This window comes from Aerococcus mictus (genome assembly GCF_003286595.3).
Classification (GTDB): domain Bacteria; phylum Bacillota; class Bacilli; order Lactobacillales; family Aerococcaceae; genus Aerococcus; species Aerococcus mictus.
On the sequence record NZ_CP132985.1, the window covers coordinates 761,230 to 788,127 of the forward strand.

General features: G+C 34.3%; 24 protein-coding genes and 1 pseudogene. 22 read left to right on the top strand and 3 right to left on the bottom strand.

What is annotated here, in order from left to right:
- Positions 1–3 precede the first annotated feature (3 nt).
- Positions 4–1,638 carry a G5 domain-containing protein gene (locus tag DBT49_RS03570; RefSeq protein WP_111872398.1) on the top strand — a complete coding sequence of 545 codons (1,635 nt, stop codon included), beginning with the start codon at positions 4–6 and terminating at the stop codon, positions 1,636–1,638.
- A 597-nt stretch (positions 1,639–2,235) separates the two neighbouring features.
- Here the strand turns inward: DBT49_RS03570 and DBT49_RS03575 are convergent.
- On the bottom strand, positions 2,236–3,381 hold the full coding sequence (locus DBT49_RS03575) for a tyrosine-type recombinase/integrase (protein WP_070559206.1): 1,146 nt from the start codon (positions 3,379–3,381) through the stop codon (positions 2,236–2,238).
- A gap of 312 nt (positions 3,382–3,693) precedes the next feature.
- Positions 3,694–4,443, bottom strand: a complete 750-nt coding sequence (locus tag DBT49_RS03580) for a LexA family protein (protein WP_070559204.1) — start codon at positions 4,441–4,443, stop codon at positions 3,694–3,696.
- Positions 4,444–4,624: 181 nt separating this feature from the next.
- Here DBT49_RS03580 and DBT49_RS03585 point away from each other — a divergent pair, with 181 nt between their 5' ends.
- The 19 genes and pseudogenes from DBT49_RS03585 (at position 4,625) to DBT49_RS03670 (ending at position 22,898) form a co-directional block, all read left to right on the top strand.
- Positions 4,625–4,846: a DUF739 family protein gene (locus DBT49_RS03585; RefSeq protein ID WP_070559202.1), complete on the top strand. Its 222-nt coding sequence runs from the start codon at positions 4,625–4,627 to the stop codon at positions 4,844–4,846.
- Positions 4,847–5,443: 597 nt separating this feature from the next.
- Positions 5,444–5,677 carry a MerR family transcriptional regulator gene (locus tag DBT49_RS03590; protein ID WP_070559200.1) on the top strand — a complete coding sequence of 78 codons (234 nt, stop codon included), beginning with the start codon at positions 5,444–5,446 and terminating at the stop codon, positions 5,675–5,677.
- Between the two features lie 282 nt (positions 5,678–5,959).
- Positions 5,960–6,208, top strand: coding sequence for a hypothetical protein (locus tag DBT49_RS03595; RefSeq protein ID WP_070559198.1), 249 nt, complete (start codon positions 5,960–5,962; stop codon positions 6,206–6,208).
- A 41-nt stretch (positions 6,209–6,249) separates the two neighbouring features.
- Positions 6,250–7,668 (top strand): helix-turn-helix domain-containing protein, encoded by a 1,419-nt coding sequence (locus tag DBT49_RS03600; RefSeq protein ID WP_070559196.1) that lies wholly within the window; start codon positions 6,250–6,252, stop codon positions 7,666–7,668.
- Positions 7,669–7,700: 32 nt separating this feature from the next.
- Positions 7,701–8,309, top strand: a complete 609-nt coding sequence (locus tag DBT49_RS03605) for a hypothetical protein (protein ID WP_070559194.1) — start codon at positions 7,701–7,703, stop codon at positions 8,307–8,309.
- Positions 8,310–8,318: 9 nt separating this feature from the next.
- Complete coding sequence (locus tag DBT49_RS03610) at positions 8,319–9,017, top strand: DNA/RNA non-specific endonuclease (RefSeq protein ID WP_070559192.1); 699 nt, start codon at positions 8,319–8,321, stop codon at positions 9,015–9,017.
- A gap of 306 nt (positions 9,018–9,323) precedes the next feature.
- A complete protein-coding gene (locus tag DBT49_RS03615) occupies positions 9,324–9,584 on the top strand; it encodes a hypothetical protein (RefSeq protein WP_070559188.1) in 261 nt (86 codons plus the stop codon).
- Positions 9,585–9,665: 81 nt separating this feature from the next.
- A pseudogene (locus DBT49_RS09750) lies at positions 9,666–10,085 on the top strand (single-stranded DNA-binding protein); the annotation flags it as partial.
- The gene (locus DBT49_RS03620) at positions 10,046–10,183 is read left to right on the top strand and encodes a hypothetical protein (protein WP_168163191.1); all 138 of its coding nucleotides are present in this window, start codon (positions 10,046–10,048) and stop codon (positions 10,181–10,183) included. The pseudogene DBT49_RS09750 and the gene DBT49_RS03620, both read left to right, overlap by 40 nt.
- Positions 10,184–10,835: 652 nt before the next feature.
- Positions 10,836–11,066, top strand: a complete 231-nt coding sequence (locus tag DBT49_RS03625) for a hypothetical protein (RefSeq protein ID WP_070559185.1) — start codon at positions 10,836–10,838, stop codon at positions 11,064–11,066.
- Positions 11,067–11,337: 271 nt separating this feature from the next.
- Complete coding sequence (locus DBT49_RS03630; RefSeq protein WP_070559183.1) at positions 11,338–11,658, top strand: hypothetical protein; 321 nt, start codon at positions 11,338–11,340, stop codon at positions 11,656–11,658.
- 112 nt (positions 11,659–11,770) lie between these two features.
- Positions 11,771–12,028: a TrbC/VirB2 family protein gene (locus tag DBT49_RS03635; RefSeq protein WP_070559181.1), complete on the top strand. Its 258-nt coding sequence runs from the start codon at positions 11,771–11,773 to the stop codon at positions 12,026–12,028.
- Positions 12,029–12,106: 78 nt separating this feature from the next.
- The gene (locus DBT49_RS03640; RefSeq protein ID WP_070559179.1) at positions 12,107–13,936 is read left to right on the top strand and encodes a hypothetical protein; all 1,830 of its coding nucleotides are present in this window, start codon (positions 12,107–12,109) and stop codon (positions 13,934–13,936) included.
- Positions 13,902–14,249 carry a hypothetical protein gene (locus DBT49_RS03645; RefSeq protein ID WP_070559178.1) on the top strand — a complete coding sequence of 116 codons (348 nt, stop codon included), beginning with the start codon at positions 13,902–13,904 and terminating at the stop codon, positions 14,247–14,249. The genes DBT49_RS03640 and DBT49_RS03645 overlap by 35 nt, the downstream gene beginning before the upstream one ends.
- Positions 14,250–14,321: 72 nt before the next feature.
- Complete coding sequence (locus DBT49_RS03650; protein ID WP_210386517.1) at positions 14,322–17,075, top strand: VirD4-like conjugal transfer protein, CD1115 family; 2,754 nt, start codon at positions 14,322–14,324, stop codon at positions 17,073–17,075.
- Positions 17,076–17,140: 65 nt separating this feature from the next.
- Positions 17,141–21,049 carry a pLS20_p028 family conjugation system transmembrane protein gene (locus DBT49_RS03655; protein WP_146742934.1) on the top strand — a complete coding sequence of 1,303 codons (3,909 nt, stop codon included), beginning with the start codon at positions 17,141–17,143 and terminating at the stop codon, positions 21,047–21,049.
- Positions 21,050–21,104: 55 nt separating this feature from the next.
- Positions 21,105–21,434, top strand: a complete 330-nt coding sequence (locus DBT49_RS03660) for a DUF5592 family protein (RefSeq protein WP_070559172.1) — start codon at positions 21,105–21,107, stop codon at positions 21,432–21,434.
- Positions 21,427–22,035, top strand: a complete 609-nt coding sequence (locus DBT49_RS03665; protein WP_070559170.1) for a hypothetical protein — start codon at positions 21,427–21,429, stop codon at positions 22,033–22,035. Before DBT49_RS03660 ends, DBT49_RS03665 begins: the two co-directional genes overlap by 8 nt.
- A 14-nt stretch (positions 22,036–22,049) precedes the next feature.
- The gene (locus DBT49_RS03670; protein ID WP_286048965.1) at positions 22,050–22,898 is read left to right on the top strand and encodes a hypothetical protein; all 849 of its coding nucleotides are present in this window, start codon (positions 22,050–22,052) and stop codon (positions 22,896–22,898) included.
- A gap of 3 nt (positions 22,899–22,901) precedes the next feature.
- Here DBT49_RS03670 and DBT49_RS03675 read toward each other — a convergent pair.
- A protein-coding gene (locus DBT49_RS03675) for an IS3 family transposase (protein WP_101560582.1) occupies positions 22,902–24,328 on the bottom strand; the annotation gives its coding sequence in 2 pieces (ribosomal slippage) (positions 22,902–23,818 and positions 23,818–24,328; 1,428 coding nt in all).
- Positions 24,329–24,366: 38 nt separating this feature from the next.
- On the opposite strand from DBT49_RS03675, the gene DBT49_RS03680 reads away from it, so the two are divergent.
- A complete protein-coding gene (locus tag DBT49_RS03680; protein WP_146742937.1) occupies positions 24,367–25,629 on the top strand; it encodes a zonular occludens toxin domain-containing protein in 1,263 nt (420 codons plus the stop codon).
- An 18-nt stretch (positions 25,630–25,647) separates the two neighbouring features.
- A complete protein-coding gene (locus tag DBT49_RS03685; RefSeq protein ID WP_083300453.1) occupies positions 25,648–26,892 on the top strand; it encodes a lysozyme family protein in 1,245 nt (414 codons plus the stop codon).
- Positions 26,893–26,898 lie beyond the last annotated feature (6 nt).

The window sequence follows — 26,898 nt, forward strand, 5'->3', positions numbered from 1 at the left end:
TCCATGCAGAATAAAGAAAAGACACTTTCATTTCGTAAATTAAACATTGGCCTTGCCGCTGTTGCTGTCGCCGCTTTCTTAGCAGCCAATCCTCAAGAGGTCCATGCCCAAGAAAATGGAACTACTAATGTATCTTTGACGACAACATATGCTTCAGCCATTCCAACCAATGATTTTGCAAATGATAGCTATGAAATCCAAGATCCACAGCAAGCTGAAAAAGCTTTGGAAATAATTCGCAATACCCGTAATACTTATTATGATGATGAAACTGTGCCTTTTGAAGGAATTCCACTTAAAAACTATGTGACCCAAAAAGGCTTGACCAAGGAGCAGTATGTCAATGACATCCGCTATGACCGCATGAATGAAAAGGATGCCTACATCCGGGCGGAAGAAACAGCTATCCATGGAAAAATTGACCATAAGGGACCCGATGGGGTAAGTAAACCACAATATCAAAATAGTGATGCCACACTGGAAAACTTGAGCTGGGGTCGCCCCAATGTCGAAGTTGATATGAAGGCTTGGACGAGTAGTGAATTACCTGCCTTGAAAGGAGCCAATGGGAAATTTACTGCTAATAACGGCCACCTTTATCAGATTTTAAATCCTAATAATATTTCCTTTGGTTACGGAAGATTTTCAAAATTTGCCCCTGGCGTAGATTCTTCTAAGTATAAAAATGCCATAGATCCTATTGGCACCTTGACCATATCTCGTCAAGTTGGTGATACTGATTATCCAGCTGGGAAGATTACTGAAACGATACCGACACCAGAAGATCAAAAAACTGAGCCTATTCCCTTTGAAGTGGAAAGAATTGAAGATTCAACACTTGAAAAGGGTAAAACCATCGTTAAACAAGAAGGTGAGGATGGTTTAAGAGATTCGAAGGGTGTTGTTATCCGTCAACCGAAAAATAAAATTATTTTAGTCGGTACAAAGGAAGCTGAAAAACCAAATCCTACAAATCCGGAACCAACCAAGCCAAACCCAGATCCAACATTGGATGAAAAACCAACGACACCAGTTACACCGGACCCGCAACCAGAACCAACGCCGGATCCAGAACCAGAACCGGTTCAACCAAAACCGGAAGAAAAGCCAACCCCAAAACCACAACCAGAACCAACGAATCCAAATCCAACAAAACCAGAACTAGATCCAGTTCCAGTACCAGTACCGAATCCTAAACCTGCTCCGACAGCAAAACCGGAAATTCAACCAACAAAACCGTTAGATAAACCAACTCTAACCGTACCAAGCACTCCGCTTGTTACTCCAACTAGCCAAGCTAGCACTGCTGTAGCACCTACACTAGCAACTCCTACAGCTGTTGCTCCAACTAGCGATAGTGATAAGTCAGTGACTGCAGAAGAAGGTTCACAAGTTTCAACTTTAGTGACTGCTTCTTGGACACATGATCCAGTGACTGAAAATCAAAATAAAGATACCAAGACAGATAAAGTCCTAGCCTTAGCACCTAAGGAAGAACAATCTTCGTCTGCTAAAGCGACCTCTGCACCGGCTACTCATTCTGTTTTACCGAAAACTGGTGTAGTTGCTGCCTCCTTCACAGGCTTTGGCCTTGCCTTAGTTGCAGCTGGAGCAACTGTCTTGAAACGTCGCAAATAATTAGCATGCATTGATACAGCTATAGTCCAAGTTCAAGTAGAGCTTGGGCTTTTTATTATGCCTGTTACTTAGGAGATTATAATGAAAAACTAAGATTTTGTACTCCTATTGAAGGAGAGTAGACCAAAGTCCTAAAGAAGCGCAATAAAAAAGCGGTTCTAATGACCGCTCATTCATTCTTTTCTATAAACCCGATAGTGGGGGAGAAAAAACTTGTTCGAGATTTGTACGATTTATTTTGGAATTAACTGTTTTTAAGTAGTCACAACTTATTTTAAAAGTGTTTTTCAATATAGGACAAGAAAGGCAAAAAAGTTATAGAAAAAAGCACCTCAAAAGGTGCTAAAATGCTGATGTGGTGCGAATTTGTGAAATAAAAAGTTATAGAAAAGTTATATATTTTTGGGTAAAAGTTGGCGATTATTGGAAATTGTTAGGAAATCGAAAACCTTAGAAAGGCTGATTTAACAACAATTGAGGGTTATTGGGCATTTTGAAAATTTGACTACGGAGAAGGTGGGGTTCCAACTTAATGCCTACAAATCGCTTTACATCGGCATTTCTTTTTTTAAATCATAGATTGGTCATAGATGGGCTTTAATTGTTCATGAAGTTAGCAAATTTATCAGCAGATTTTTTTCGACTATCAGGTGTTACATGGGCATAAATATTCATGGTAGTTTTTATATCAGAATGGCCTAGTCTTTCTTTAACATCATTCATTGGAACTCCAGCTTCAAAAAGAAGTGAGCAATGTGTATGTCTAAAACCATGAATTTTTAAAAATTTTAGTTTATATTTTTTACAAAACTTATGAAAAAAGTTACGAGGTGTAGTTAAATTTATAACCTCATTTTTTTCAGTTTGGGTAAAAATTAATTGATTATGATTGCGAACTCGAATACCAAGTTGTAAAAACTCTTGTGCTTGCTTAAGTTTCCAGCGTCTGAGGACTTTTATAGTTTCTGAATCAATAGAGATTGTTCGTACGCTTGAAAGTGTCTTAGGATTTGAAACATAGAGGCCGTCAGTGCCTTCTGTAAGATTCTTATTAATCACTAGCTGGCTATTATGGAAGATAATGTCTTCCCAAGTTAGCGCAAGGGCTTCACCCCGCCTTAAGCCAGTATAAGCAAGAATTCTAAAAAATACGTACCATTTATATGGAGCATACTTTTCTAAAGCTTCTAAGACTGTTTTAAGTTCCTCTTTAGTATAGTATACAATATTATTGTCTGTAATATACTTAACGGCAGGTAACTCGGCATATTGACAGGGATTCTCTTTCAGCCATCGTTTCTTAAACACTGCCCAATCAAGAATCTTTTTTAGATACACATAGACTTTTCGATAATCTTTAAATTGCCTATACCATTTATCAACAATTACTTCAATATCATCAGGGGTTATGTTTTTAATTTTCACATCATGGAAAAATGGTAAGATATGATTTTTAAAAAGTCCTTTAGTCTTTTTAAGAGTACTATTTTTAACTGTTAGTTTATACCGGTCAATCCAAGTATCATATAGTTCTTGAAAAGTATAATCTTTATTCTTAAACTTATATACTCCAGAATCAAAAAGAATTTTTTCTTGATTTAGATACTTCACAGCTTGTGATTTAGTTTTGAAACCTTGCTTGTAGCAGTTCACTTGTTGACCAGTTTGCGGATTAATACCTAAATAACTTGATACTCCCCAAAATTTTTCTCCTTCTTGCGTGCTATAATTATATATTGTCATTTTTATTTCCTCCAAACAAAAGCAGCCAGCATGTTGAGGAAATGCCAATGATATGATAAAATAATATTGAGTATTTAACTCACTAAATTCTTCATGTTAGCTAGGCCTATTCCTATTTTTAAAGATACAGAATAGGTCTTTTTATTTTATTTGTAACTTAAGTAGAAAGTTTTCGATACTAAATTCTCTAAAGAATGAATTATACTAGATGACGTTGCTACTATTAGATTAAGCAGTTATTTAATATTAAATAACTGCTTTTTCTAACATAAAAAATTAAAGTTATATAACAAATTACTCTATATATGAATATTATAGAATAACTTTACCAAGTATAGTGACCTGATTAGTATTAAAATGCATATCATTAAATTTAGGATTTTCACTTTTTAAAGTAATTCTTCCATTGTCATAATAAACTCTTTTACAAGTAACACCTTCATCATATATTCTCACAATAGCTACTTCGCCATTCTCAACTGTGGGTTGATGTCGAATGTATACTTCATCACCTTTTTGAATGAGTGGCTTCATACTATCTCCAGTTATCTCTACTAACTCGTCTGCACCTTTGGGAACAACTGAGTTAGAGACCACTTCATAATTATATTCATCGTCATCCACGTAGATAGCTGATCCAGCTGCAGAGGAACGTTTTCTTAAAGTATAAGTTTCATTTTCTTCCTTAGTAATTAAATTTTTTTCATCTAACTGCTGCTTAGCATAATGTAAAACCTTTTGTTGCTGTATCGGTGTAAGTTGGTCATATATTGCTATAATTTTTTTATTTCCCTCATCAATTTTCTTTTCCTTTTGACGTTCTTTAGGGACGTTTGTAAAACCCATTAGCCAGGCTTCGTTGACATTTAACGTTTTTGCTAATAGATAAAGTTTATTCTGATCAGGACTACTTTTATCATTAACATACTGCGAGAGGTGACTTTTATTTAATGAGATATTGAGTTCTTTTTGGTAGGGTTTCGACATGTTTAATATGTCAACTTGCCTAAGACCCCTTTCACTCATCAATTCTTTTAATCTTGATCCCGTTGTAACTCTCATTTCGTTCCCCCAGCTTTCCTTAATTGTTTAACTCTATTATATAAAGAAAACTAAAAATTCTCAATCATAAAGTTCAAAATGCTTAACTTTAGTTGTTGACTTCTTTCTATTAACTTGCTAACATACTATTAAAGTTCAAAACTTTTTAACGTTTAATATAAAGAGAGGAGAGAGCAGCTATATGTTTAATTATTCAAAATTAAGCGGTAAGATTGTGGAAATTTTCGGCACACAAGCTAAGTTTGCTAAAGCTATGAAGATGTCAGAAAGGTCTATATCATTAAAATTAAATAATAGGGTGAGTTGGAAAGATTCTGAAATTATCAGAGCTTGTAAATTATTAAGAATTCCTTCTAAAGATATACCAGTCTATTTTTTTAAATCTAAAGTTCAAAACATTTGAACTTTAGATTTTAATAATTATTGTTTACTCTTAGTTATATTGTACTTATTAATAATCTTACACAATAAATCAATAGGTAATTAAGTTAGTAAATTCTAATATGTATTTTATTAAATATGCAAATAGTTATCTCGCTTATAAGTAGTAGTAAACAAAAATATTACGTAAACTAACGAATATGCTAGATTTTTATCATTATTTAATTAGTTTTTCTATTAATTTCAATGGATCGAACAAAAAAGGAGTAACTTTGATACTTAATACGGGAGTAATAAACAAGTCCTGGAGGAGTAATACAAAAATCAGTAATCCAGATAACTTTTCTTAAAAGGGTAACAAGTACGTTACTAAACGTACACAATAAGCATTCAATTTTGTTTTTTTAATGAATTCTACACTGTCTATAATAGTTAAATTATTATCAATATAAATAACTAATCGTTCAGTTATTCAATCGTTAGAAAAGAATTCGCTACTATAAGCGGATAAGTTTAGAGTTAGTAACTATATCAATCATTTTACAAATAACTTATTTTATTCACAGTATTACTTCTTTTTATGGGACTACTATAACGAAAATATCCAGGAGGCAAGTAGATGCAGACAAAAATTTTAAACGAAATAATCTATATTAGAAAGTTACTTCAGCAGTATCAAAAAAGATACTTAAAAAAAGAAGAAGTAATGGACGAATTTAATATCGGTTACAAAACTTTAGAAGCGTGGGAGGCAAATGGCCTTATTAAGATTGAGGTTCCTACGGAATCGTCCAGAAGGTTTTTTTATGACAAAAAAGATATAGAAGAATTTATGAATAATAACAAATACTAAGATAAGCCAGCCAGCATGTTAATTTAGAGGGATGTCAATGAAATTCTAAAATATCAGTAACATACAAACGTTAATATTTATTAATAATATTAAACAAAAATCAATTATAAAAAGAAAAATTTGGTTATAAAGTTCAGTTAAGCTAATAAGCATTTTTGAACAGTATTAAATAAAGTTTAATATCGTTTTTACAAAGCAAAAATATCATTTTAAAATAAAATTATTTATAAACTCTTATAAGTATATACGAATTAGTTTGAAAGATATGTAAAGGAGATAATAATGCAACAACCGCTCTCTCAATCAATGAACGTATTATCAGGAAACAAATATGCTATTTATGACGTAAAACATGAATCATGGCTTTATAAAGCTACGGTATACAATAATAGCGAAACAGAATTCTTCTGGTGTGCTAATAAAGATAAAGCAATTCAATTTTCGAGTTGGGAACAAGCTAATCAATTATTAAAATATATTCAATTGTTCCGTCACCATATCACGATATTTCAAGTATCTACTACAGTTTAGTTAATCTGGTTATTAATTATTTTTAAGAAAGGGGAGTAAAGATGCACTCACCCGAGAATTACATTCGAATTCCACTGTTTGTCAGAGCCAATCAAGAATTAACTGATGATGAAAAAATCTTATTTGGTGAAATTGAAGCTTTATCCAACAATGGATATAAGGCATGTTACGCAAGTAATGCTTATTTTGCAAAGCTTTATCATGTCTCAGAACGTACGATTTCAAGACGTATTCAACATTTACTCGAGGAGGGTTTTATTACTAAATTAGAAAGTAATAAACGCTATTTGAGAGTATCTCATGCAAAACAAAAGGACTTCGAGGGACATTCTAATATTGTAGATTACCCGCAATATTCAGTTATTCCCTCTTCTGTTCGTTTTAACGACTCATTGTCTGCTGGAGATAGATTGATGTTTGGAGAAATTGCTGTACTTTCTAACAACGAATGGGAAACATGCTGGGTTAACAATCAATATTTTACAAAGTTATTTGCTTGGTCACGCTCAACGATTGTTCGCCGTATTAATAAATTAATTGAGAAAAACCATATTTTTCGTCCGAAGGATAAGGATTCTATGTTTAATGACAAGCGTACGTTGTCATTAGTTGATCCTTTATTGTTAAACGAGGATGAGGTTGATAAAGATCAAAAAAATAATGAAGTAGGACTATTTGTTGAGAAATTCTCCGAACCTTCTATGGAAACTGTTGAAGTGTCTGACGACAAACAAAGTGATAACCAGTCTAAATGTGAATTTCCCAATCAAATTATTGATTTAAGAAATTTCTTTATTAACCGTCAATCCGCTATTGTGGAATTTGTTAAAGAAGAAAACACGGTGAATATCAACGCAGACGATGTCAAATCTGACCAGGAAGATGTTCAAATCTGTCTAGGGGGTGTGTCAAATCTGTCTAGGGGATGTGTCAACCGTGTCTACCATAATAATATAAATAATAATATAGAAAATAATATAGATAACATATCATCTTATAAGTTATATATAAATAATAAGCTACACACAAGAAAAGTAGAATACAATAAAATCGATGATGGTAGCAAACAACTCTTGCTATTTTATAAGCAAAACTGGAAGACACCTACAAGATTTATCATTAACCAAGTGATTAGCTGGAAAGAAAAGTATGGAATGGATCTAATGATCTATGCTTTTAACCGTACTCTTGAATACGGTGTGTCTAGTCATGCAGCTTTCAAATATTTAAAAACGATGATCACTAATTGGGAAAAGGCTAATATAGATACTTTAGAAGCTGTTAGAGCAATGGATAGTCAACGAAGTCAATATGTTGTCACTAAACCTCGCTATCAAGAAATTGAACCTGCATGGTTTAAAGTTGGAAAAGATCCTAAAGAAGAAATCGCTGAAGATGAAAGACTATCAGATGAGACTATTAGGCGATTAGAATCGAGAATCTCTGCATTATTTGGCTAGCAAGGCTTGATATAGCTTAGAAAGGGGCAATTATGTCTAACAATAACTCAAAGGATAACAATACTTTTTCTCTTTTAGATAATATTGATGATTTGAACGATTTCGCCTCAATCAATTTAAAAAAATCGAGAAATCTTACTAAAAAAGTTCTGGATCAATATCGTAAACTTGACCGTTTTGCTAATCATACTGTTTCATGGAAATTAACCTCGAAATTATCTCATTCCCCTCATTCCACAACCAATGTAAATTATGCATTTGACAATCAAGTGGATCGTAAGATATTAGCAGAATTGCAGGTTGAAAAAATTGATGAAGGAGTTAAAAAGCTAACTTTTGTAAACAAGGACTATATACCTATCTTACAAGCAGAAGATATTGGCGCATATCATGATATTCAATACTACAAGGATCTTTTATACCTAAAATATATGACTGACGTGGCGGTAAATGATATTTATGTTCGTAAGCAATTAGCGGATAAATATCCTGATCATGTTCTAGAAATTGGTGAAAAAATCATTTCGCAGACAAGATTTTATAGGGATCTTTCTATCGCTATAGATGCTTTTGCGGTAGCTTATGATAATGGGCGATTGGTGATTTATAACCACTATTATGATCACTATGAGAACCACTAGGGCTATATTATGAAAAAGCTATTAAGATTCCTTCTTTGTTTAGTGGAGTTATTTGCTGTCATCTATTTTGCTTCTGATTATTTTCAACTAGGAAAACTCTTTAGCAAAGACTCTGAGATTGAACAAGCAATAGCTCAAGTCACTCCTAGCGATAACTATATAGTGTTAAACAATAATATCCCCAAATTTGAAAATGAATATCTTATATCTATTGACCCGTATGAGGACTATGGTAATAAAGATTTACTGGGACGTGTTACTGAAGCTAATGCTGTTTTAGGTAATGAATTGATGCCTGATAAGGTTAGAAAAGATATATCCTCTGTAAAACCAAGTGGTTGGAAACAAATGAAATACGACTTAATTGAAGGGGGTTGGTTATATAATCGGTGTCACTTAATTGGTTACCAATTAACAGGAGAGAATGATAACCCCAATAATTTAATGACTGGCACTAGGCAATTTAATGTCGATGGGATGTTACCGTTTGAAAACTATGTTGCAAATTATATTGAGTGTACAAATAATCACGTTCGTTATCGAATAATACCTTATTTTAAAGGAATCAATGCTCTTGCTAGTGGTGTTATTATGGAAGGGGTTTCTATAGAGGATAATAGTAAAGGGATTTGCTATAATATTTTCATACCTAACCACAAAGAGGGGATTACTATCGATTATCTAACTGGAAAAAGTACACAGGAATAATATGGGGATTACAATATGAAAAAAATTAAATGGTTTTATGGAACTTTTTGAAATTATAGTAATTAAATGTGCGGATTCACTAGTAATACTAAACCTCCTTTCATATTTTGTATTTACAAAATTAGATCAAAGTTTTACAGATAGTAATGATATAGGTTTTGCTCTAATTGTTATCCATATACGTTTAATATTGACCGTATTATTTTATGCGATACTAGTTTTCCTGCTGATCAAATATGTAAAATCTATTGATAAATTGGTAAAAAAGCAAATAAAGAAAGAAAAAGACACATAGGAGATTATAAAATGGATAGTGAAAATTCGAGAAAAAATAGCATTAACCATACCATTATCAAAACAATAATTGATATGATAGTATTTTCTTTAAAAATGTTTATTATTTCTCATTGTGGACGTTCGTTAATCGAATATTACCCAAGTTTATTAATAAAAGGTACTGTTGCTTTTATTATGTTTCTGGCTACTATTGTAGTGATATATAACACGTTTATAGCGGACTTTTTAGAAGATGAAAAAGCTAAGAAAGAAGGAAATAGAAATGAATAATACTGTCTCTTTAGTTAGCCGTTTAACACGGAATATCAATATTAAATATTTAGATAATGATAAAAAGGCGCTAATTTTAACTTAGCTGTTAATTCTCCTTATAAAGATAAAGAGGGTAATCGTACCGCTTCATTTATTGCTTGTACAGTATGGGGGAAAACTGCTGAAAATTTAGCAAAATATTGTCATAAAGGATCACTAATTGGTATTGAAGGTCGTTTACAGTCAAAGGTTTATTTAAATAAACATGATGAAAAAACCTATTCTTTATGGGTAAATGTTACCAGCTTCTATATGTTAGAATCTAAAAATAAATCTGAAGAAAGATCTGAAAGTGATGCTTCAACTAATGATATGATCGCCCACGAGAAAAAAGCTATTCAAATTCAACACCTTTTAACAGTACACAGAATGATGTTGATACTAGTACAAATTGGACACCTAGTTTTAAGGAAGAACCATTGCAAAGTCAACAAAATCATGACGAAGATGATCAACTAATCGGTCAGAGAGAATTAGAATTTCCTTACAAAGAACCTAAAGAAAGGGATTCTGCAGATATTTCAGACTTTAATCAATTAGATGATTTGCCATTTTAGTAAAAAGAATTAAGCGAAATAAGTGCTATTAATAGATAAATTATCTATCTAGAAATCTGAAACTGCACCAGAATCGCTCTCAGCAACCGAAAAACTTGAAAAAAGGAAATTATTAAATTCCCTTTTGGTGACAGTTAGTGAAAAAAGCTTTCTACTTTTAACGTGGCAAACCAAGATAAAATATTCTGTTTCTAATAACAATTATTCTGTAAACAAGAATATTCATTTCAACAGAGCCAAATATGTATTGTGTACATTATTACAGAAAGAAGTTGAAGTGAAAGTACAGGTGAAAGCTGAAGTGAAAGTTGAAGTGAAAGTACAGGTGAGAGTTGAAGTGAAAGCTAGAAAGAACTAGAGAGAAAAGTTGATACCTGCTATTATGATATTGTGAGATTTAGTAGGTGGGGGAGAGAAGCATGCTTTACTTAACTTTATTTTCTTCCCTATAAAATGAATAATACCTAAAATATTTACTATTAAAAATAAAGACGTGCTTCTAATTCCAAAAATGATTGTCCTTTTTAAAATGTTTTCTCATAGTTAAATTTCATCCATTACAGCTTACCTACTTTATCCTAGCTTTTCCTAAGACAGAAGAAGTTTTTAACTTCTTCTGTCTTTTTTATTTTCTTTGAAAGGAGACTGAACGATGGAGGCTCAGATATGGGGTATATACCTTTATGATGACTTAGGAACTTGCCGATATTCTTTATATTTTTACGAAGAAGAGGAATTGGATCAAAACTTAAAACAAATAAAAGCTAATCTCAAAGGGTCTATTAATGAATATGAACCCATTGGGGAACTCATGGGGACTAAGCTCATATCATTAAAAGATATTTCTAGTATTAAGGTTAGTTCAGAAAAGATTCCTTTTTAAAATAAAAATCTAAAAAGAGGGTGTTTATATTGCGTAAAGAAAAAATTGTAGCAACGAGTTTAATCTGCCTTAAATGTCAGTTTCTCTTTCCAATTTTTCGGAAGATGAATCGTCAAAAAGTGCGAGGCCATCGCAAGAATTTGTATTGTCCGAGGTGTAAAAGAGATAGAGTTTTTTTAGAATTGAAAGATTATGACAAAAAAATTGCATATTGGGACAACTTTTACAATAAATTAAGCACAGCGAATTAGTATCAGAAAGGAAAGTATTTATGGCGAATGATAATGTTATGAAGAAATATGAAGATTTAATTAAAAAGGTTAATAAACAAAAAGAACTGGTTGATAAACGAAAAGATAGCTATGACAAAGCTCAAGATAAGCTAGTGGAATTAGAAACCGAGTTAAAAGATTTTAAATATGAAGCACTTATGGAAAAGCTATCTGAAGAAACTGGTTTAGAAGATTTTGATGAAATCTTGGGTGCGATTGATCAATCTTCGGAAGATAGTATTTCTGCAGAGGAAGAAATTAATGATGAAACCGAAGAAGATTTAGATAGCGCTACAGATTTACCAAGTTTTAATTATTAAATTTACTGATAGTCGAAACAGAAGTCACAACGAAAGTTGTGGCTTTTTTTATTTACAGAGAAATAACTGGTGAGTGAGAGTAGCCGACTGGATAGGAAGGAGGGAAAGCACTATGTCAGGGATTTTTAATAATATCACGAATTTCATTCAAAACTTTGTGCAACAAATCCAAAATATCTCCCCTTGGGTAGGTCTGATTGTTGTTGCTGTTGCTGGGTTAATTTATACCTTTGGTGACCAAGAAGCGAGTGAAGCTGCTAAGCGCTATGGTAAGAAAGTGGTTATCGGTCTTTTCTGTGTATGGTTTGCATCTTTAATTATTAACACATTGATCGACCTTTTCGGAGCAGGCGTATCACCTTTAGGTTAATCAATCGATTAGCTATTATTAAAGGCTAGTGGGTTATCCGCTAGCTTTTAATTTATTAATTTGGAAAGAGGTGTCCATGTGAGTCTATTGAGTATATTTAAGAAAAAGAAACAAAGCAAAGATACGGAGGAAGAAGAAAAAGATCCCTTATATGGAATCGATGATGAGTTATCTGAACAAATTGAAGCAGCCGCTTCTGATGAGGATAATGATGAATACGGTTTAAATAACCTAGATGAAAACATAGATGATTCTTCTATGAATGAAGAAGAATATCAAGATATATATGCTTCTGATCCAGAAATGGAAGAAGTTGATAATCATCAAATCGATCAGTTAGAAAATATTGAACTTGATGATATACAGAAGGATTATGATAGTTATGATCAACCTACTATGGACGATTATGGCTACGATTTTACTACCTCTCTGGAATCGATTGAAGAAAATTTTGAGGAGGATGAGCCGGTTTTTAGCAGAAGCCTGCAACGGAAAGACTATGAACTGCCGTCTTCTGATGAATACGTTCAGCTAACTGATTATCAAACGATTGTTGATCTTTCTAAAGCAGAAAGTGATATTGAAAAAATTAAAACCTACTTTAAAGTAAACAATCATCCAGAACTAGACCAAGAAACTGCTGATGCATTAAAAGTAAAAGAACAACAAGGGGTTGATTTCTACTTAAACTCCCCTGAATTCCAACAGTTTATTAATAAATATAAGGATTCGATTAGTAATATTGAAGCAGAAGCAGTGGATCAACTCAAAAGTCGCTATGAAAATTCCTTAGCGATTGATTTCGAAGAAGATGCTAAAGAGAGTATCGTCGACTACTTAACTGAAATTGAAGAAAAACGTGATCAACAAATTGATGATTATCAAAATAAAGAAACTGAGCGTTATCATAAAAAGCTTGATGATAAGAAAAAACAACAAGACTTAGAATTGAAACAATTTCAGGCTAATCAAGAAGCAGAATATAATAACTATCAAACAGAACAAGAGAGTTTAAAGGATAGCAATATTCAATCCTTTACTGAGAGTGAAAATAATAAATACGAGTCACAAAAAGAAAGTGCTTTAGTTGAAGAAATTCAAAAACAAAAACGAGAAGAAGTTAAGAGTTTAGATTATGACAAACAACAAACATTAGATAGTTTGAAGACAAGACTAAATAACGAAAAATCTAAATTCTTAGAAGCTTTGGCCAAATACCAAGAAAACTTCAACAAGCTTCTTGAGAATAATCAATCAAAATGGCTACATGAGGTCACAACTAAAAAGCAAGCTGATGAACAAAAACGTCAAAATGACTATAAACAAGAAGAAATTCAGTTAATTAGAGATAAACTCAAATTGAGGGAAGCTGAATTGACGGCTAGTCAATCCGATGATGCTAAGGAGCTTGAAAAATTAAGAGAAGAAATTAAGGCTTTTAAAGAAGAACAGAGAAACTTACAAAATCAAAATAGTCAGCAAGTATCAAATGGTGTTTATCCTCAAGCTACAATGGGATATGATCCTTATTTAGCAAATTTTATGGATAAATTAGATCGAAAAGTCGATCATTTATCAGAAAAACAAAAAGAAGAGAGTCAGCCAAAGCAAACAAATAATTACTGGTTGCCAGCCATTTTAGCTGTCTTAGCGATTCTTTCTATTATTACAGCTTTTGCGACAACTTATATTGTTAAAGGGGATAGTAAAGCTGAAAATGCACAAGCAGCAGTTGAAACAGTACAACCAGCAAACACACCAGTAGATTCATCATCCCATGATAATAATCAAGAAGTTAGTAATCCCCAGCCTAACGAAAAAATAGATGATGAAGAAATAAAAAAGCTCTTTATGGAACTTCAAAAGGAACAAGATGTTAAAGAGCCTACTGAAAGTCAAAAAAGTTGATAAACCATTAGAAGAAAGAATCAAAGAAGCTGATGGTGTTGAAGATTATGACAAAATTGCTAATGATTTAAGAAACGAAGGAAATCTAAGTGATCTAAAAAAGTTTAATGAAAACCATGAAAGTAATTATGGGGAACTTGATCAAAAAATCTTAGAAAATGATATTTGGGCTATTTATAATATCTTGAAAGAAGCTCCAGCGGATTATATTAAGTATCTAGGTAAAGAAAGACGTTTTGCTCTGTCAATGTGTCTTTATAGAAATTACTTTTATAAGGTTAATGACGACACTTTAATCAAAGATAATGAATAACGATGAGAATCAAGTTTTGGCTTTTTGGCTTAGGACTTGGTTCTCTTTTATTTTTATAAGGGGGTATCTTATTTGAATAAATTTAAAGAGATAAGCCATATGCTTAGGGATAATTTAACTCAGCATATGGCTAATCCATGTAAAAAGAACTATTCGATTGCTGGTGAAGATTTACCTGAAGAAATGAAAGAGAAAACCTCTAGAAATAAATATCTAGTCGGATTTGTCTTAGGAATTTTATTAGTTTTAGTCATTAATTATTTTATTTCTTCGTTCTTTACATTTTTCCAAGAAGTCAATCGAATAAAAGAAGGTCAATTAGCTTTTAACTTTTTACAGATTAGCCAGGTTGATTTTTCTAGAGTTTTTTCACCACTCAATATATTGAGGCTCTATAGTTGGAAATTATTAATCCCCTATGGGTTTTTAGTGGCTTTGGTTTCAATGGTAGGAAAATCAAAACTAAACTTTGGATCCAAGGATCAGATTGCCTATGGTCAAAAAGGGGATTCACGTTTTACTACGATAAAAGAAATTAAAGAGCAATATAAAGAGATTCCAGATACGGCAAAAGATTATCCAGGTGGTAATTCCTTTAAAGGAATTGGTGGGATTCCAATTTCTCACTATAAGAGATCCTACTTTATCGATACAGATACAACAAATACATTAATTAATGGAGCATCAAGATCAGGTAAAGGGGAACTTTTGGTTACTCCTTTTATCGATATTCTTTCTCGAGCAGAGATTCAATGTTCTATGGTAAATAATGACCCGAAAGGTGAATTGTATGCTTCTTCCAAAGATACCCTAGAGGCTAGGGGATATGATGTACAGGTATTAAATATTCAAGATCCTATGCAGTCAATGTCATATAATCCTTTACAACTCGTTAAAGAAGCTTGGTTAGAAGGTAATCCTGAAGAAGCTTCTAAGCGAGCCAATTCTATCGCATTTACTCTATATAATGATCCGCAAGCAGGGGATAATGCTTTCTTTAATGAAACAGCTCAATCAGCAGTTACAGCGATTATCTTATCATTAGTTGAATATTGTGTAGATAATGGTTGTCCGGAGAAGATTACTATGGGAAATGTCAGTCACTTACTTAATGAGTTAGGAACAATTAACTGGAGTGCTGGCCCTGGTCAACCTGAGAAAAATGCGCTTGACGAATGGTTTAAAGCTTTACCCCAGGGACATGTTGCTAAAAAACGCTATGGTGCAACAAGTTTTGCGGGTTCAAAAACAAGAGGTTCTATTCTAGCAACGGCCAATAATGGGCTACAGCCCTTTGTCGATCCCCAATTTGTGAAAATGACCAGTCGTTCATCGATTGAATTGAAGCAAATTGGTTTTCCTAAATATTTAAGAGGTCAATTATCTGATAAATATGTAAATCAACGTCTGATCATAACATTTATTAAGCCCACCAAGCCTTTGACTGTCATTAAACAATATCGACAAAAAATTAAAGCTGGTGGGCATTTTAATCTTAACTTTGACGAGTTTGTTCGAGGTCCTGTAAATAAAGAAAAAGGGATTCAGGATGGAGATTTTCTTCATATTCGCTTACCTCATGCGAATGGTGATAAAGATGGTGAATTACTTTATAAAATCCATTTTGTTGAAGAAAGAGATCAGGATGGTAGAACAATAACTGAAAGGATTAATGGCAAAGAAGAAATTGTCTATAAAAGAAAAGTTCAATTAAGAAATATAGAGGTACAAAACCCAATCAATGGTTTAAGGCAATTACCAGAACTTTATTATTCGAATAAGCCAACAGCCGTCTTTATGATCATTCCTGATTATGATTCATCAAACCACGCTTTATCTTCTATTTTTGTTAAACAATTATATACCACATTAGCACAAACATGTGTAGAAACGGAGGGGAATAAGACTTTTAAACGAGTCCAATTCATTTTAGATGAATTTGGTAATATGCCACCTATTGATGATATGGATCAAGTCATGACTGTGTCATTAGGACGTAATATTTTATTTAACCTCTTTGTTCAGTCTTTTTCTCAATTGTCTAATAAGTATGGTGATAATATAACAAACACCATTAAAGATAACTGTCAAAACTGGATCTACATTATGTCCAAAAACAAAGATACCATTCAGGAGTTTGTGGATGCTGCTGGAAAGAAAACTAGTATTTCAATTAATACCAATGGTGAATCACCAATGAGTTTAGATAAAAATCTAGGGAAAAATAACGATGAAGATGACTTAATTACTTTAAGTCGTTTAACTCAATTGATCGAAGGTGAAACGCTTGTTATACGATCGTTACACCGCCAAGATCTCAAACGACAGAAAGTGAGACCTTTCCCAATTTTTAATACGAAAGAAACCACGATGCCTTATCGTTATCAATTTTTGTATGAATGGATTGATACTTCTAAATCTCTAAATGATATGGACATTCATTCGGACCATACTCATTTAACTTTAGAGGAGATTACCATTGATGCAACTGACTTTATTGTAGAAGAAAAAATTAGGAAGAAATATCAAAATGCAGATAAGAAACCGATCAATCCACATCATGATCCAGAAAAAGAAAAAGAGAAAACGATTATTAGAAATATAAATAATATAAAAAATTTGATTAAAGCATATGATGATGAAACGAATGATTGGTTAGTACGTGGTCTAAGTGAAAAGATCGATGAAATTATCAAGGAAAAAAATTATTCTAAAATTTTAGATTTAAATTTAGAGAATTTATATGAGCCTATCAATGGTATAGAAGGACACCTGAATATATTACGTCCATATTTAAAGGATGAGAGAAAGGAGAAAGTCATTTAATGAAAGAAAAAACGATTGGTTTTAAAGATCGATGGTTACAACGATTAAAAAATCCATATATTATCATGTTAATAATAGTAGCAATCATTGCGATTGTTAGTTTGACCTCGGCAACAGTTTTTGCTGAAGAAGGAGGATTAGGTACTGCTTTACAAGACTTAGCGGAACAGGGAGCAGATGCAGACCAAGGGGCCGTTAATAGTACTCCTTTAGTTCAGAACGCAGAGCTATTTCAATTAAGAACGATAATTCAAGATGCTTTAAGGTCTACACTATGGTGGATTATTGAGATGGCGTATTGGATGTCCAATGCCTTAGAAGGTTTATTGAAGCAAATGCAGACCTTCTTTGGCTTTGTTGAATATGTAGCGCAAAGTAATATTTATACTCAATTGATTAGTGGTGTATCGGTAGCTTTATTAGTGGCAACACTTTCTTATATTGGGATAAAAAATGTTTTAGGCGTTGAAATAAAATATGATAGTGTCGTTAAAAACATGGTGATTGTTGTTGTTCTAATTGTTGGAATGCCTTCTTTAATGGCATGGATGAATGAAGGGGCAGGATACATATGGGATGCTATGATGCAGGGAGAAGATCAAAAGGTTGAAAGTTTATCGACCTCTGTTATTCAGGAGAATACCTATGATCTTTATATTCCTTTGAGTGGCAAAATGTCTTTTGATTCCTTACAACATGCAGATCCACCAAGTGGCTTAAATTCTAAAGAAGCGATTAATTTAGTAAATATCAATGAATACTATGGTGTTGAAGAAGGAGATATTCCAGAAGCTTTTACGGATAGCGAAAGTGATAACTGGGAAGTTCTACAATATAGTATCGTTAACGAACCTGTAGAAGATGGTGGTGGTTTTGGTAATAAACCAGTTATTCAAAAAATTGAGAAGTCAGGAAATTGGTTTACTAACTTCTTCATAGGAGACACGCTTCAGACAGGTTATTACCGCTATTCCTTTAATTCGATATATATTATTGCAACATTACTAGGTCTTATTATTGGTTTCTTTACTTGTCTCTTAACCCTAGCAAGGACTTATCTAGAAATGGGGATGCAGTTAATTGCAGGTGTTCCCTTAATGGCAACTGACCTAGAGACAGGTCAAAAAGTGAAACATATGATGCAAACGATCATCAATGGCTTTTTAACAATTGCTTTTACAAGTCTGTCCTTCCAACTGTTTAATCTAAGTATGGTATGGATGTCAGAAAACCTTGAAAATCCGATGATTAAACTGATTGGCTTAGTGGCTGCGGTCATGTTGCTTGCTCAAGGTTCAAAAACTATTCTTTCTTGGTATGGTGTCGATCTTGGAATGCAAGAAGGGTTCTCGATGTCCAAATTACTTGGTCTTAAAATGGCAAGTAGTGCAGGACGAGCACTATTTTCTAGAAATAGTGATAAAAATAATGAATTTGATTCAGAAAGTGCCTCAGAAAATAATAAAGACAGCGAAAGCTTAACTGAAAGTAATAATGAGGAAGCAAAAGAAGACTACCGTGAAGATCTGGGCGATTACCTCAATTCTGCTTCTAGGAATTTTGGTTATATGAAAAATCGTGGCCTATCCGGAATGGTTTCTGACGGCATGAATTTTGTTACTCAAGGTGGAAAAGATTTCATTGATGATGTTGGGGAACAACTTCAAGGTAAAGTTAGCGATGTTAAGGAAAAGGCAAGTGATATATCCCAAGGAGTAAAAGATAATTATACCGATGGAAAAACCACGGCCGAACAAAATAGAGAATCCATGGATAATCAACGAAGAGAAAAAGCTAGTCAAGACATTCGTTCAATGGGCGATCATCTAGCAGAAAGATCTACCGATGATAATTTAAGAAATATTCAAGATGGGTTAAATAAATATCAAGGCAGACCTCTCACTCAATCACAAATGGATTCACTCATGCAGGATTTACAACCAGCACGTCAAATGCCTAAACAAGAAGCAGATGATCATATTCGTCAAACATTGAATAAGGCTTCTGACGATATTATGAAACCAACAGATATTGATCAGTATGGTCAACAAGAATTGAACCAAATTATGTCAAATCTGAATGATACCCCAGCCAATACCACTCAGGAATTGAGACAGAATCTTGATCGAGCGCTTGAAAATAGCAATCTTTCTGATGATAAAATTCAACGAATTCGCCAAGAGGTTGATAAGGCTGATATTAATAATCCAGAAGACTTACGCCAACGCATTAATCAAATTCTAGGTGGAGAGAATCCAGAAAGACAAGAACTAAATCAACTGCTTTCAACTATGCAAACTAGTCAACGTCCTAACGCTGATGAATTTAGACAGTCTTTAAACCACGCTTTAGATCAAAGCAATATGTCTAATGATACGGTACAAAGAATTCGTCAAGAAGTTGATCGAGCTAATATCACCGATCCAGAGGACTTACGTCAACGTATTAATCAAATTCTAAGTGCTGATAATCCAGATAGACAAGCAATCAATCAAATGCTATCGACTATGGACACTAACCAACAATCAGCAGGAGAATTCAGACAAAATCTAGATCGTGCATTAGAACAAAGCAATCTATCGAACGATACGGTACAAAGAATTCGTCAAGAAGTTGACCGCTCTCAAATTAGTAATCCAGAAGATCTTCGTCAAAGAATCAATCAAATTGCCAATGAATCGGCAAATATCACTAAAGAAGATAGAGAAGCGATTGAACGAGTCCGTCAACAATTTGAACATGCAGATCTTGGTCAAATGAGTGATATTAATCAAAATATTCGTCAACGGTTAGTTAACGAAGGGGTTTCCCCTCATGGCGTTCAAATGATTGACCAACGCTTAAATCGTATGAATCAAAGCGATCTTCAAAGACAACGTCAAGAGGTTGAACAAGTCTTACGGCAAAATCTCAGTCAGTCTCAACCTCAACAAAGCATTAGAACAAATGCTCAAGGACAAGCTGAGATTAGACAAGTATTAAAACAAGCAGACTTTAGCCAACCAGAAAAAGCCACTCAACAAGTGATCCGTCAGGTTCAAAATGGCGAGCTATCTCAAATAGGGGATGCACGCCAAAATGTTGTACAAGAGTTACAAAAAGCTAGTCAGATGTATCCCAAACAAGCCCAAAGTTATACTCAAGACGTCTTAACAAGAGCTAGTCAAGGAAACATGACTCAACAAGCGATGAAACAATCACTTGGACAAATTAAATCAGACGTGGCTCCTTTAAGAAGTGTCGATTCTTCCATTGGTCAATCGGTTAGCCAAGCCTCTAGACAGCTTTATCGTGTTCAAGGGGATACTATGGCTGATAAGACATCTTCCTTGGCTCAAGGCGTTTACCGCTCAGCAAGTTCACCAGATATGGTGGCCAAGAATACGGGTAAAATCTTATCGCAATCAGGTACTAACTTATCAGGTGATTTACAACAAGAAATTACTCAGAAAGTTAGAACGATACGAGAAGAAGCTACTGCAAATAACACTTCAGATGCAGTCGTCAAACAACGAGTACAGCAAGAAGTTAACCCCATGTTATCTTCAGGCGGTTTGTCTAATAGCCAAGTACAGAACCTGTCACAACATGTGGCCAATGCTTCTGTTGGACATACTAAAGGTACTGAACATTTTGCAGATTCAGTTCATCGTTCATCCATTGCAAACCCTGGTCAATTTAGACGAAATGCGGTTAAAAACGCAGGTGGCAAGGTCTCTGAAGTGGTTCAAAAAGATATTGAGAACTTCGCTAAACAAGCGCATTCTCAAAACCTAAGTCAAACTGAAACACAAAAATATATTAGAAATAAAATTCAACAAAAAGATTATGGTGCAAATAGTGCAGCTGTTGAATCTCAACAACGTATCTTGAATGTGGTTGATGAAAGCTTACAAGCCACTAAACCACAAGTTCAAGCCAACCTAAGAAAATTAGGGAAGCTTGAAGAACAATTCTATAATGAAGACGAATAACAGAAAAGCGATCCTAGCGGTCGCTTTTTTGTTTTATTGAAAGGAAGAAGAGTCAATGTATAGGAACCCAAAAGAAATTAAAACAGAAGTCAAAATGTTCTTTTTCTATGTCATGGATGGTGTCATTTTCTTCGTTACTTTAGCTTTGGGAGTTGCTCTTTTAAATCGTTTTAATGTGAACTCAGTATTGAGTATTATCGGATATATTTTCTTTGGCATTCTTGGTATCTTCCTAGCTTTAAGGACACCAAGACACCCTGTAGAAAGAAATCTTAGTCTGATTATACATATGTTTAAAAGGGATAACAATCAATATTATGATTTTCAATTGGATTATTCCCCAAGTATCACAGCAACTCAATTAAAGGAGGAAAATGATGGCTAATCGAGCAGTAGAACGGTTAAAAAGTCTATTCGATAAAGATTCCTTATCGATAATCGATAAAATCTGGTATAAGCGCATTACGCCTGAAGGCTATATTGTCGATAAGAATGATCGTTATCAAGCCTATTTTAAGGTGCGAACAGCTGATCTCTATTCAATGGATGATAACGATTTAGAAAGATACATCTTACAATTCACCAATTTACTACGAATTTACACGGAACCATTAAAAATCTATTCCATGACTTACCCAACAGAAACGAAAAAACAACAAAACTATTATGCAAAGCTCATCAAGCGGTATACACGAGAAATGGAATATTACAAGGAAACGAAGCCTAATCAAAGGCGATATGAGGAAATTGCTAACAAGCGTGATCGAGCCTTGGAGCAATTTAGAACGCAATCGTGGGTTGAAGACAACTTAAAAGATCTGATTTTCTTTATTGCGATTTATGGAGAATCTAAAGAAGCTTTAGAAGAAAACCTAAGATCAATGAAACGGTTGAATTCTACGACTTTTAATATTGAACATATTAGTGATCAAACAACTTTGATTAATTTAATGAAAAAGATGCATAACATGACGAATGAATTATAAAGGGGGTTATCTTTTTGAAGCTATCAAAAAAAGAAATAAAAAAATATGAGGATGCAGGCTATGACCTTAGAATGATCGAACAAATTCAACCAGAAGGTGGAATTTCTTTTAAAGATCGTTTGATTGAATCGGGAAATGGTTTTGTTGGATGTCTTCATCTCTATGCTTTAGCTGATAAAGTCAATCAATTGTGGTTGGCAGGGATTATGAGTATTGAACGGACCATTGCTACCATTGACGTGGCCACAGCTGATAAATATGAAGTGATTGATCGAATTAACAAAACTAGTAAAGAATTGAGAATGCGTGGAAACGAAGAAAAGCATGAAACTGCTGTTTCTGATGCCGCTTCAAATTACATTCAATTGCAGCAATTTGCTCAGTCTTTAAGTCAACAAGGAGAAATTGCTAAATTAGTTCATGTACGAATTTATTTCTATGATCATTCTCAAGAGGAACTAGAAAAGCGGATGGGGGATGCTAAGAAAGATTTAACCAATAGGGGGCATAAATTTACAGTCTTTGAATTTAGAAGCTCTCAAGAGTGGGATTCCCTCTTTCAAAACTATGACCAACAAATGGAATGGTCGAGTTTCCGTTCTGGAGAAGTCTCACCCTCTGTTACTTTAGGGGCAGGATTACCATTTCACCACCAAAGCCTAAAAGACCCTAGAGGGATTTACTTAGGGGTCTATGGTGACCCCAATAAGTTGGACTTTATATATAGTGAGTTGGCCTTTGGCCAGCTCTTTTTTGTTGCTTACAGTTCTTGCTTATTTCTTGCCGACACATTTACTCAGAAATTTAAACTTGTCAAGAGGAAGAGCGTAGCGGCTCTTGATAAGTTTAAAGTTTATGTGTAATCATTAAGCGGCGAAAGAAGCGTGATGAAGACGAAATTCTATAGGACTCCTAAAATCTAATTTTTCTTTGATTCTTTCACCATTGTAATAGATTATAAAATCTTCAATCGCTTGTGCTAATTCTTCAAAGGAATGATAAGTCCGACCATAGTAGACTTCTTGTTTTAGTAGACTAAAGAAATTCTCCATTGGCGAATTATCTAAGCAATTTCCTTTACGAGACATACTTTGAAAAATTCGGTGATCCTTCAAGAGCCGGGTGTAACTTTTCATTTGATAGGCCCAGCCCTGATCAGAATGAAAGGTTCTTCTGTATGGACATAATTTACTTGCTTCAATGGCAGCTTGTAGCCCCTCCAACATGCTTTGTCCATTAGGCTGATGTGTTATCTTAAAAGAAATAATTTCTCGATTAAATAGATCCATGTAAGGATCTAAATAGAGTTTTCCAGTTTGATAATTCCCAGAATCATCGGCATAGTAGTATTTAAATTCTGTTGTGTCTGTTGTTATTTTTTGATAAGGAATGGTCGAATCAAACCGCCGGTTGATACGATTTGGCGCTATCTCTCCAATCGTTCCTTTGTAGGAATTATATTTTCTTGTCTTTCTAGTATAGCTAGTGACCTGTATCCCCATAATTTTCATTAGGCGTTGAACTTTGTTTTTACTGACCTTATAACCACGGGAAAGCAGTTCAGCTCGCATTCTTCGATAACCATAATCCTTATGGGTTTCTCTGATGTCTTTCATTTCCTCTTTTAAATCGGCATCCTTATCAATTTCCTCATCTTTATTTTTCCAATAAAAGTAGGTCGATTTAGGAAACTTTAAAACGCTAAGAATATCTTTTAAAGCATATTTTTCATCATGGAGACGTGTGATTTCGGTCACTATTTCTTCTTTTCTCGCTTGACTCTTTGAGCCACACGTCTCCTCAATCCTTTTAAAAATTTGTTCTCAATTTCTAAATCCGTAATCCGTTGTTCAAGTTCCTTTATTTTTGCTTCACTTAACTGATTGGTTTCGCTGCTATCCTTTATTTGATTGATTTGTGATTTCTTTTTAGACACTTTAGGTGGCCTTCCTTTCCTCGCGGAAAGGCCATCAAGTCCTCTTTCATGATAAGCTCTTCGCCAATTAGCGATTAGACTTGGATTATTCATGTTTAATGAATTGGCCAATTCGCGATAACTCATTTCCGTACTTTCATACAATTCTATCGCATTTAATTTGAATTCAACAGTATAAACCTGTTGAGTCCGCCTTTTCTTTAAACCATCTACACCAAATTCATAATAGTTATTAACCCACCTTCGTAAAATAGAAGGATCTATTCCTGCTTTATTAGCTAAGGTTCGATAACTTCCTTTTTTCGCAATATAGTCTCCTACTAAATTCAGTTTAAATTCTAATGAATATTTAGACATAAAAATAACCCCCAAAAGTTGAATTCTTAGTCCAACTTTTGGGGGTCACTACAGTCACCTCGACTAATGGGGCCTTTATTTTTGACCCATTCCTATCAACCGCCACACGTAAATCATTCAATGGCTTTGTCTTAGGAAAGATGGGTTATGGTAAATCAACCGTTTTAAAGATGATCGAAGAAGGACTTGTTGCTAAAAACTGCTTTATTCGTGGTTTTGATAAAGCACGTGACTTTCATAAGCTCATAAAGTCTCAAAAAGGGATGATTATTGACTTAGCAGGAGATAATGGTGAAATTATTAATCCTTTAGAGATCTTTGCGACGGCTACTGATTTAACTGGTCAAAAAGTCAATGAATTCGGGTCGTTTATGCACCATATCGCTAAAGTAACTAACATTATGCGGTTTATGTATCCATCTTTAACTGATATGCAAATTACTGAATTCCGTACTTATTTAAGAGAATTTTATATTCAATGGGGATTATTAAGACCTGACTATAACTCAAACCAATCACAAGTTAAGGTGACAGGATTAGATCCAAAAGCCTATCCGATCTTCTCTGATTTCTTAGCCTTTCTAAACAGCTATTCCTTATCAGGTAATGTGACTAGTGGAAAAAGAGCAACGCTCGAAACATTAAAGACCTATGTTCAAGAAATCGTATCGCAATATGGCCCACTATTTAATGGGCATACTACGATTTCTGACTTAGCGCAAGAAAGTGTCTTGTTCTTTGATATTGACAACTTGTCTAACTTGGATAGAGAAGTTTTCCAAGCACAACTTTTCCAGGCCTTAACGATTATCTGGTCTCACGGTTTGATTAATGGACGTAAGATGAAGGCGAAGCTCGAGTCCAAACAGATTACTCTCGATGAATACCGTAATTTTATGGTGTTTATTGATGAAGCCCATAATGTCATTAATGCGCAAAACTTAGGCGCTGTACAATACGTGACTAACTTCATGCGTGAAATGCGTAAATTTGGTGCAGGGGTAATTTTTGCTACCCAAACACCAGCCGAAGTGTTACCAGAATCATCATCTAACGAAGCTATTGACGAAGTGAAGAAAGTTTTCGAGCTTTGTCAGTATAAAATTCTATTGAATCTCGATAACAGTATGGTAAGTCGGATGAAATCCGTTTTAGGAGATACGATAACAGAAACAGACTTTGCAAAATTACCTCGATTAAAACAAGGAGAAGCCGTGGTTCAGCTCTCCTCAACAGAAAATTATAATGTGTCCTTTATTCCTACTGCTGATCAATTGGATCGCTTTGCAGGAGGGCAATAATCTAATAGGAGTGATTTCATGGAAAATACATCGTCACAAAAAATCACAAGAACCAGAAGGTTTATACAGGTTATTAAGAATAGAGTCAAACGTCAGGCTGGCTTATTTGCTATAATCGCTGCTTCTATAATTGTAGTGGGCGTTTTTTCAGTTAGTGTCGTTTCTACCATTGCAGACTCAATCGCTCAATCTCAGCGAAGAGAAATTTCCTTGTGGGATTTAAGCGGATCTAACCTAACTCCTCAAGTTTTAAAATGGCAAGATGCCATGTCAAAGGAAATGTCCAAACAAGGAATTGATCAAAAATGGTTATTTGTTCTGTTAGGAATTATGCAAGTTGAAAGTGGTGGCCATTCTGATAGGGTTCCAGATATTATGCAAGCTAGTGAAAGTTTAGGCCTTGCCCCTAACTCAATCTCTGATCCATACAAGAGTATTGAAGTAGGCGTCAAGGCTTTTAAAAATTCTTTGGAATATGCTGAGCGCTATGGGATTACTGATCCTAAAGCAATTATCTTTTCCTATAACACAGGCGCTGGTTTTATCAGTTACCTAAGTGGTATTGGAGAAAGCAAATGGACAATTGAGATCGCAGAACGCTATTCAAGAGATAAAGTATTTCCAGCAGTCACAGGTTTATCGCCCTCACAAGCGGTGAAATCGCCTTATAACACGCCTTACTCTCAGGCAGTAGGAAAGCCCTACTACTACCGAAACGGCGGTAATTTCCACTATGCAAACGCTGTATTTTATGCAATTGGGGGCGAACAAGCAATCTATCAGAGCAGTATTCCTACTTTCTTATCAGGGAATCCTGATGCTTTACCAGGAGCAGTTGGAAACTCAGGAGGTATGATGTCGCCACCTGCTGGTGTTAAATTAGCTTACGGTCCCGCAAGGACACCGGGGCCTAATCCATATCCTTATGGGCAATGTACTTGGTATGCCTATGGACGAATGCATCAAATCGGTAAACCGATTGCATGGTTTCCAGGGAATGCAGGAAACGGTGGTCAGTGGATGTATACTGCCTTACAATATGGCTATCGTGTTGAAAAAGGTCGTCCGGCTGCTGGCACAGCAGTCAGTTTTCCACCGGGTCTATCTGGTGCTGGTTCTGTTGGCCACGTAGCCTTTGTTGAAGCTACATTTAGTGACGGATCAATATTAATTTCAGAAAGTAATATGGTTGGTGCAGGGATTGTTAACTATCGAACGATTGGTGCGGCAGAAGCAAGCCAAGCTTCCTATATTTATATGTAAAGATGG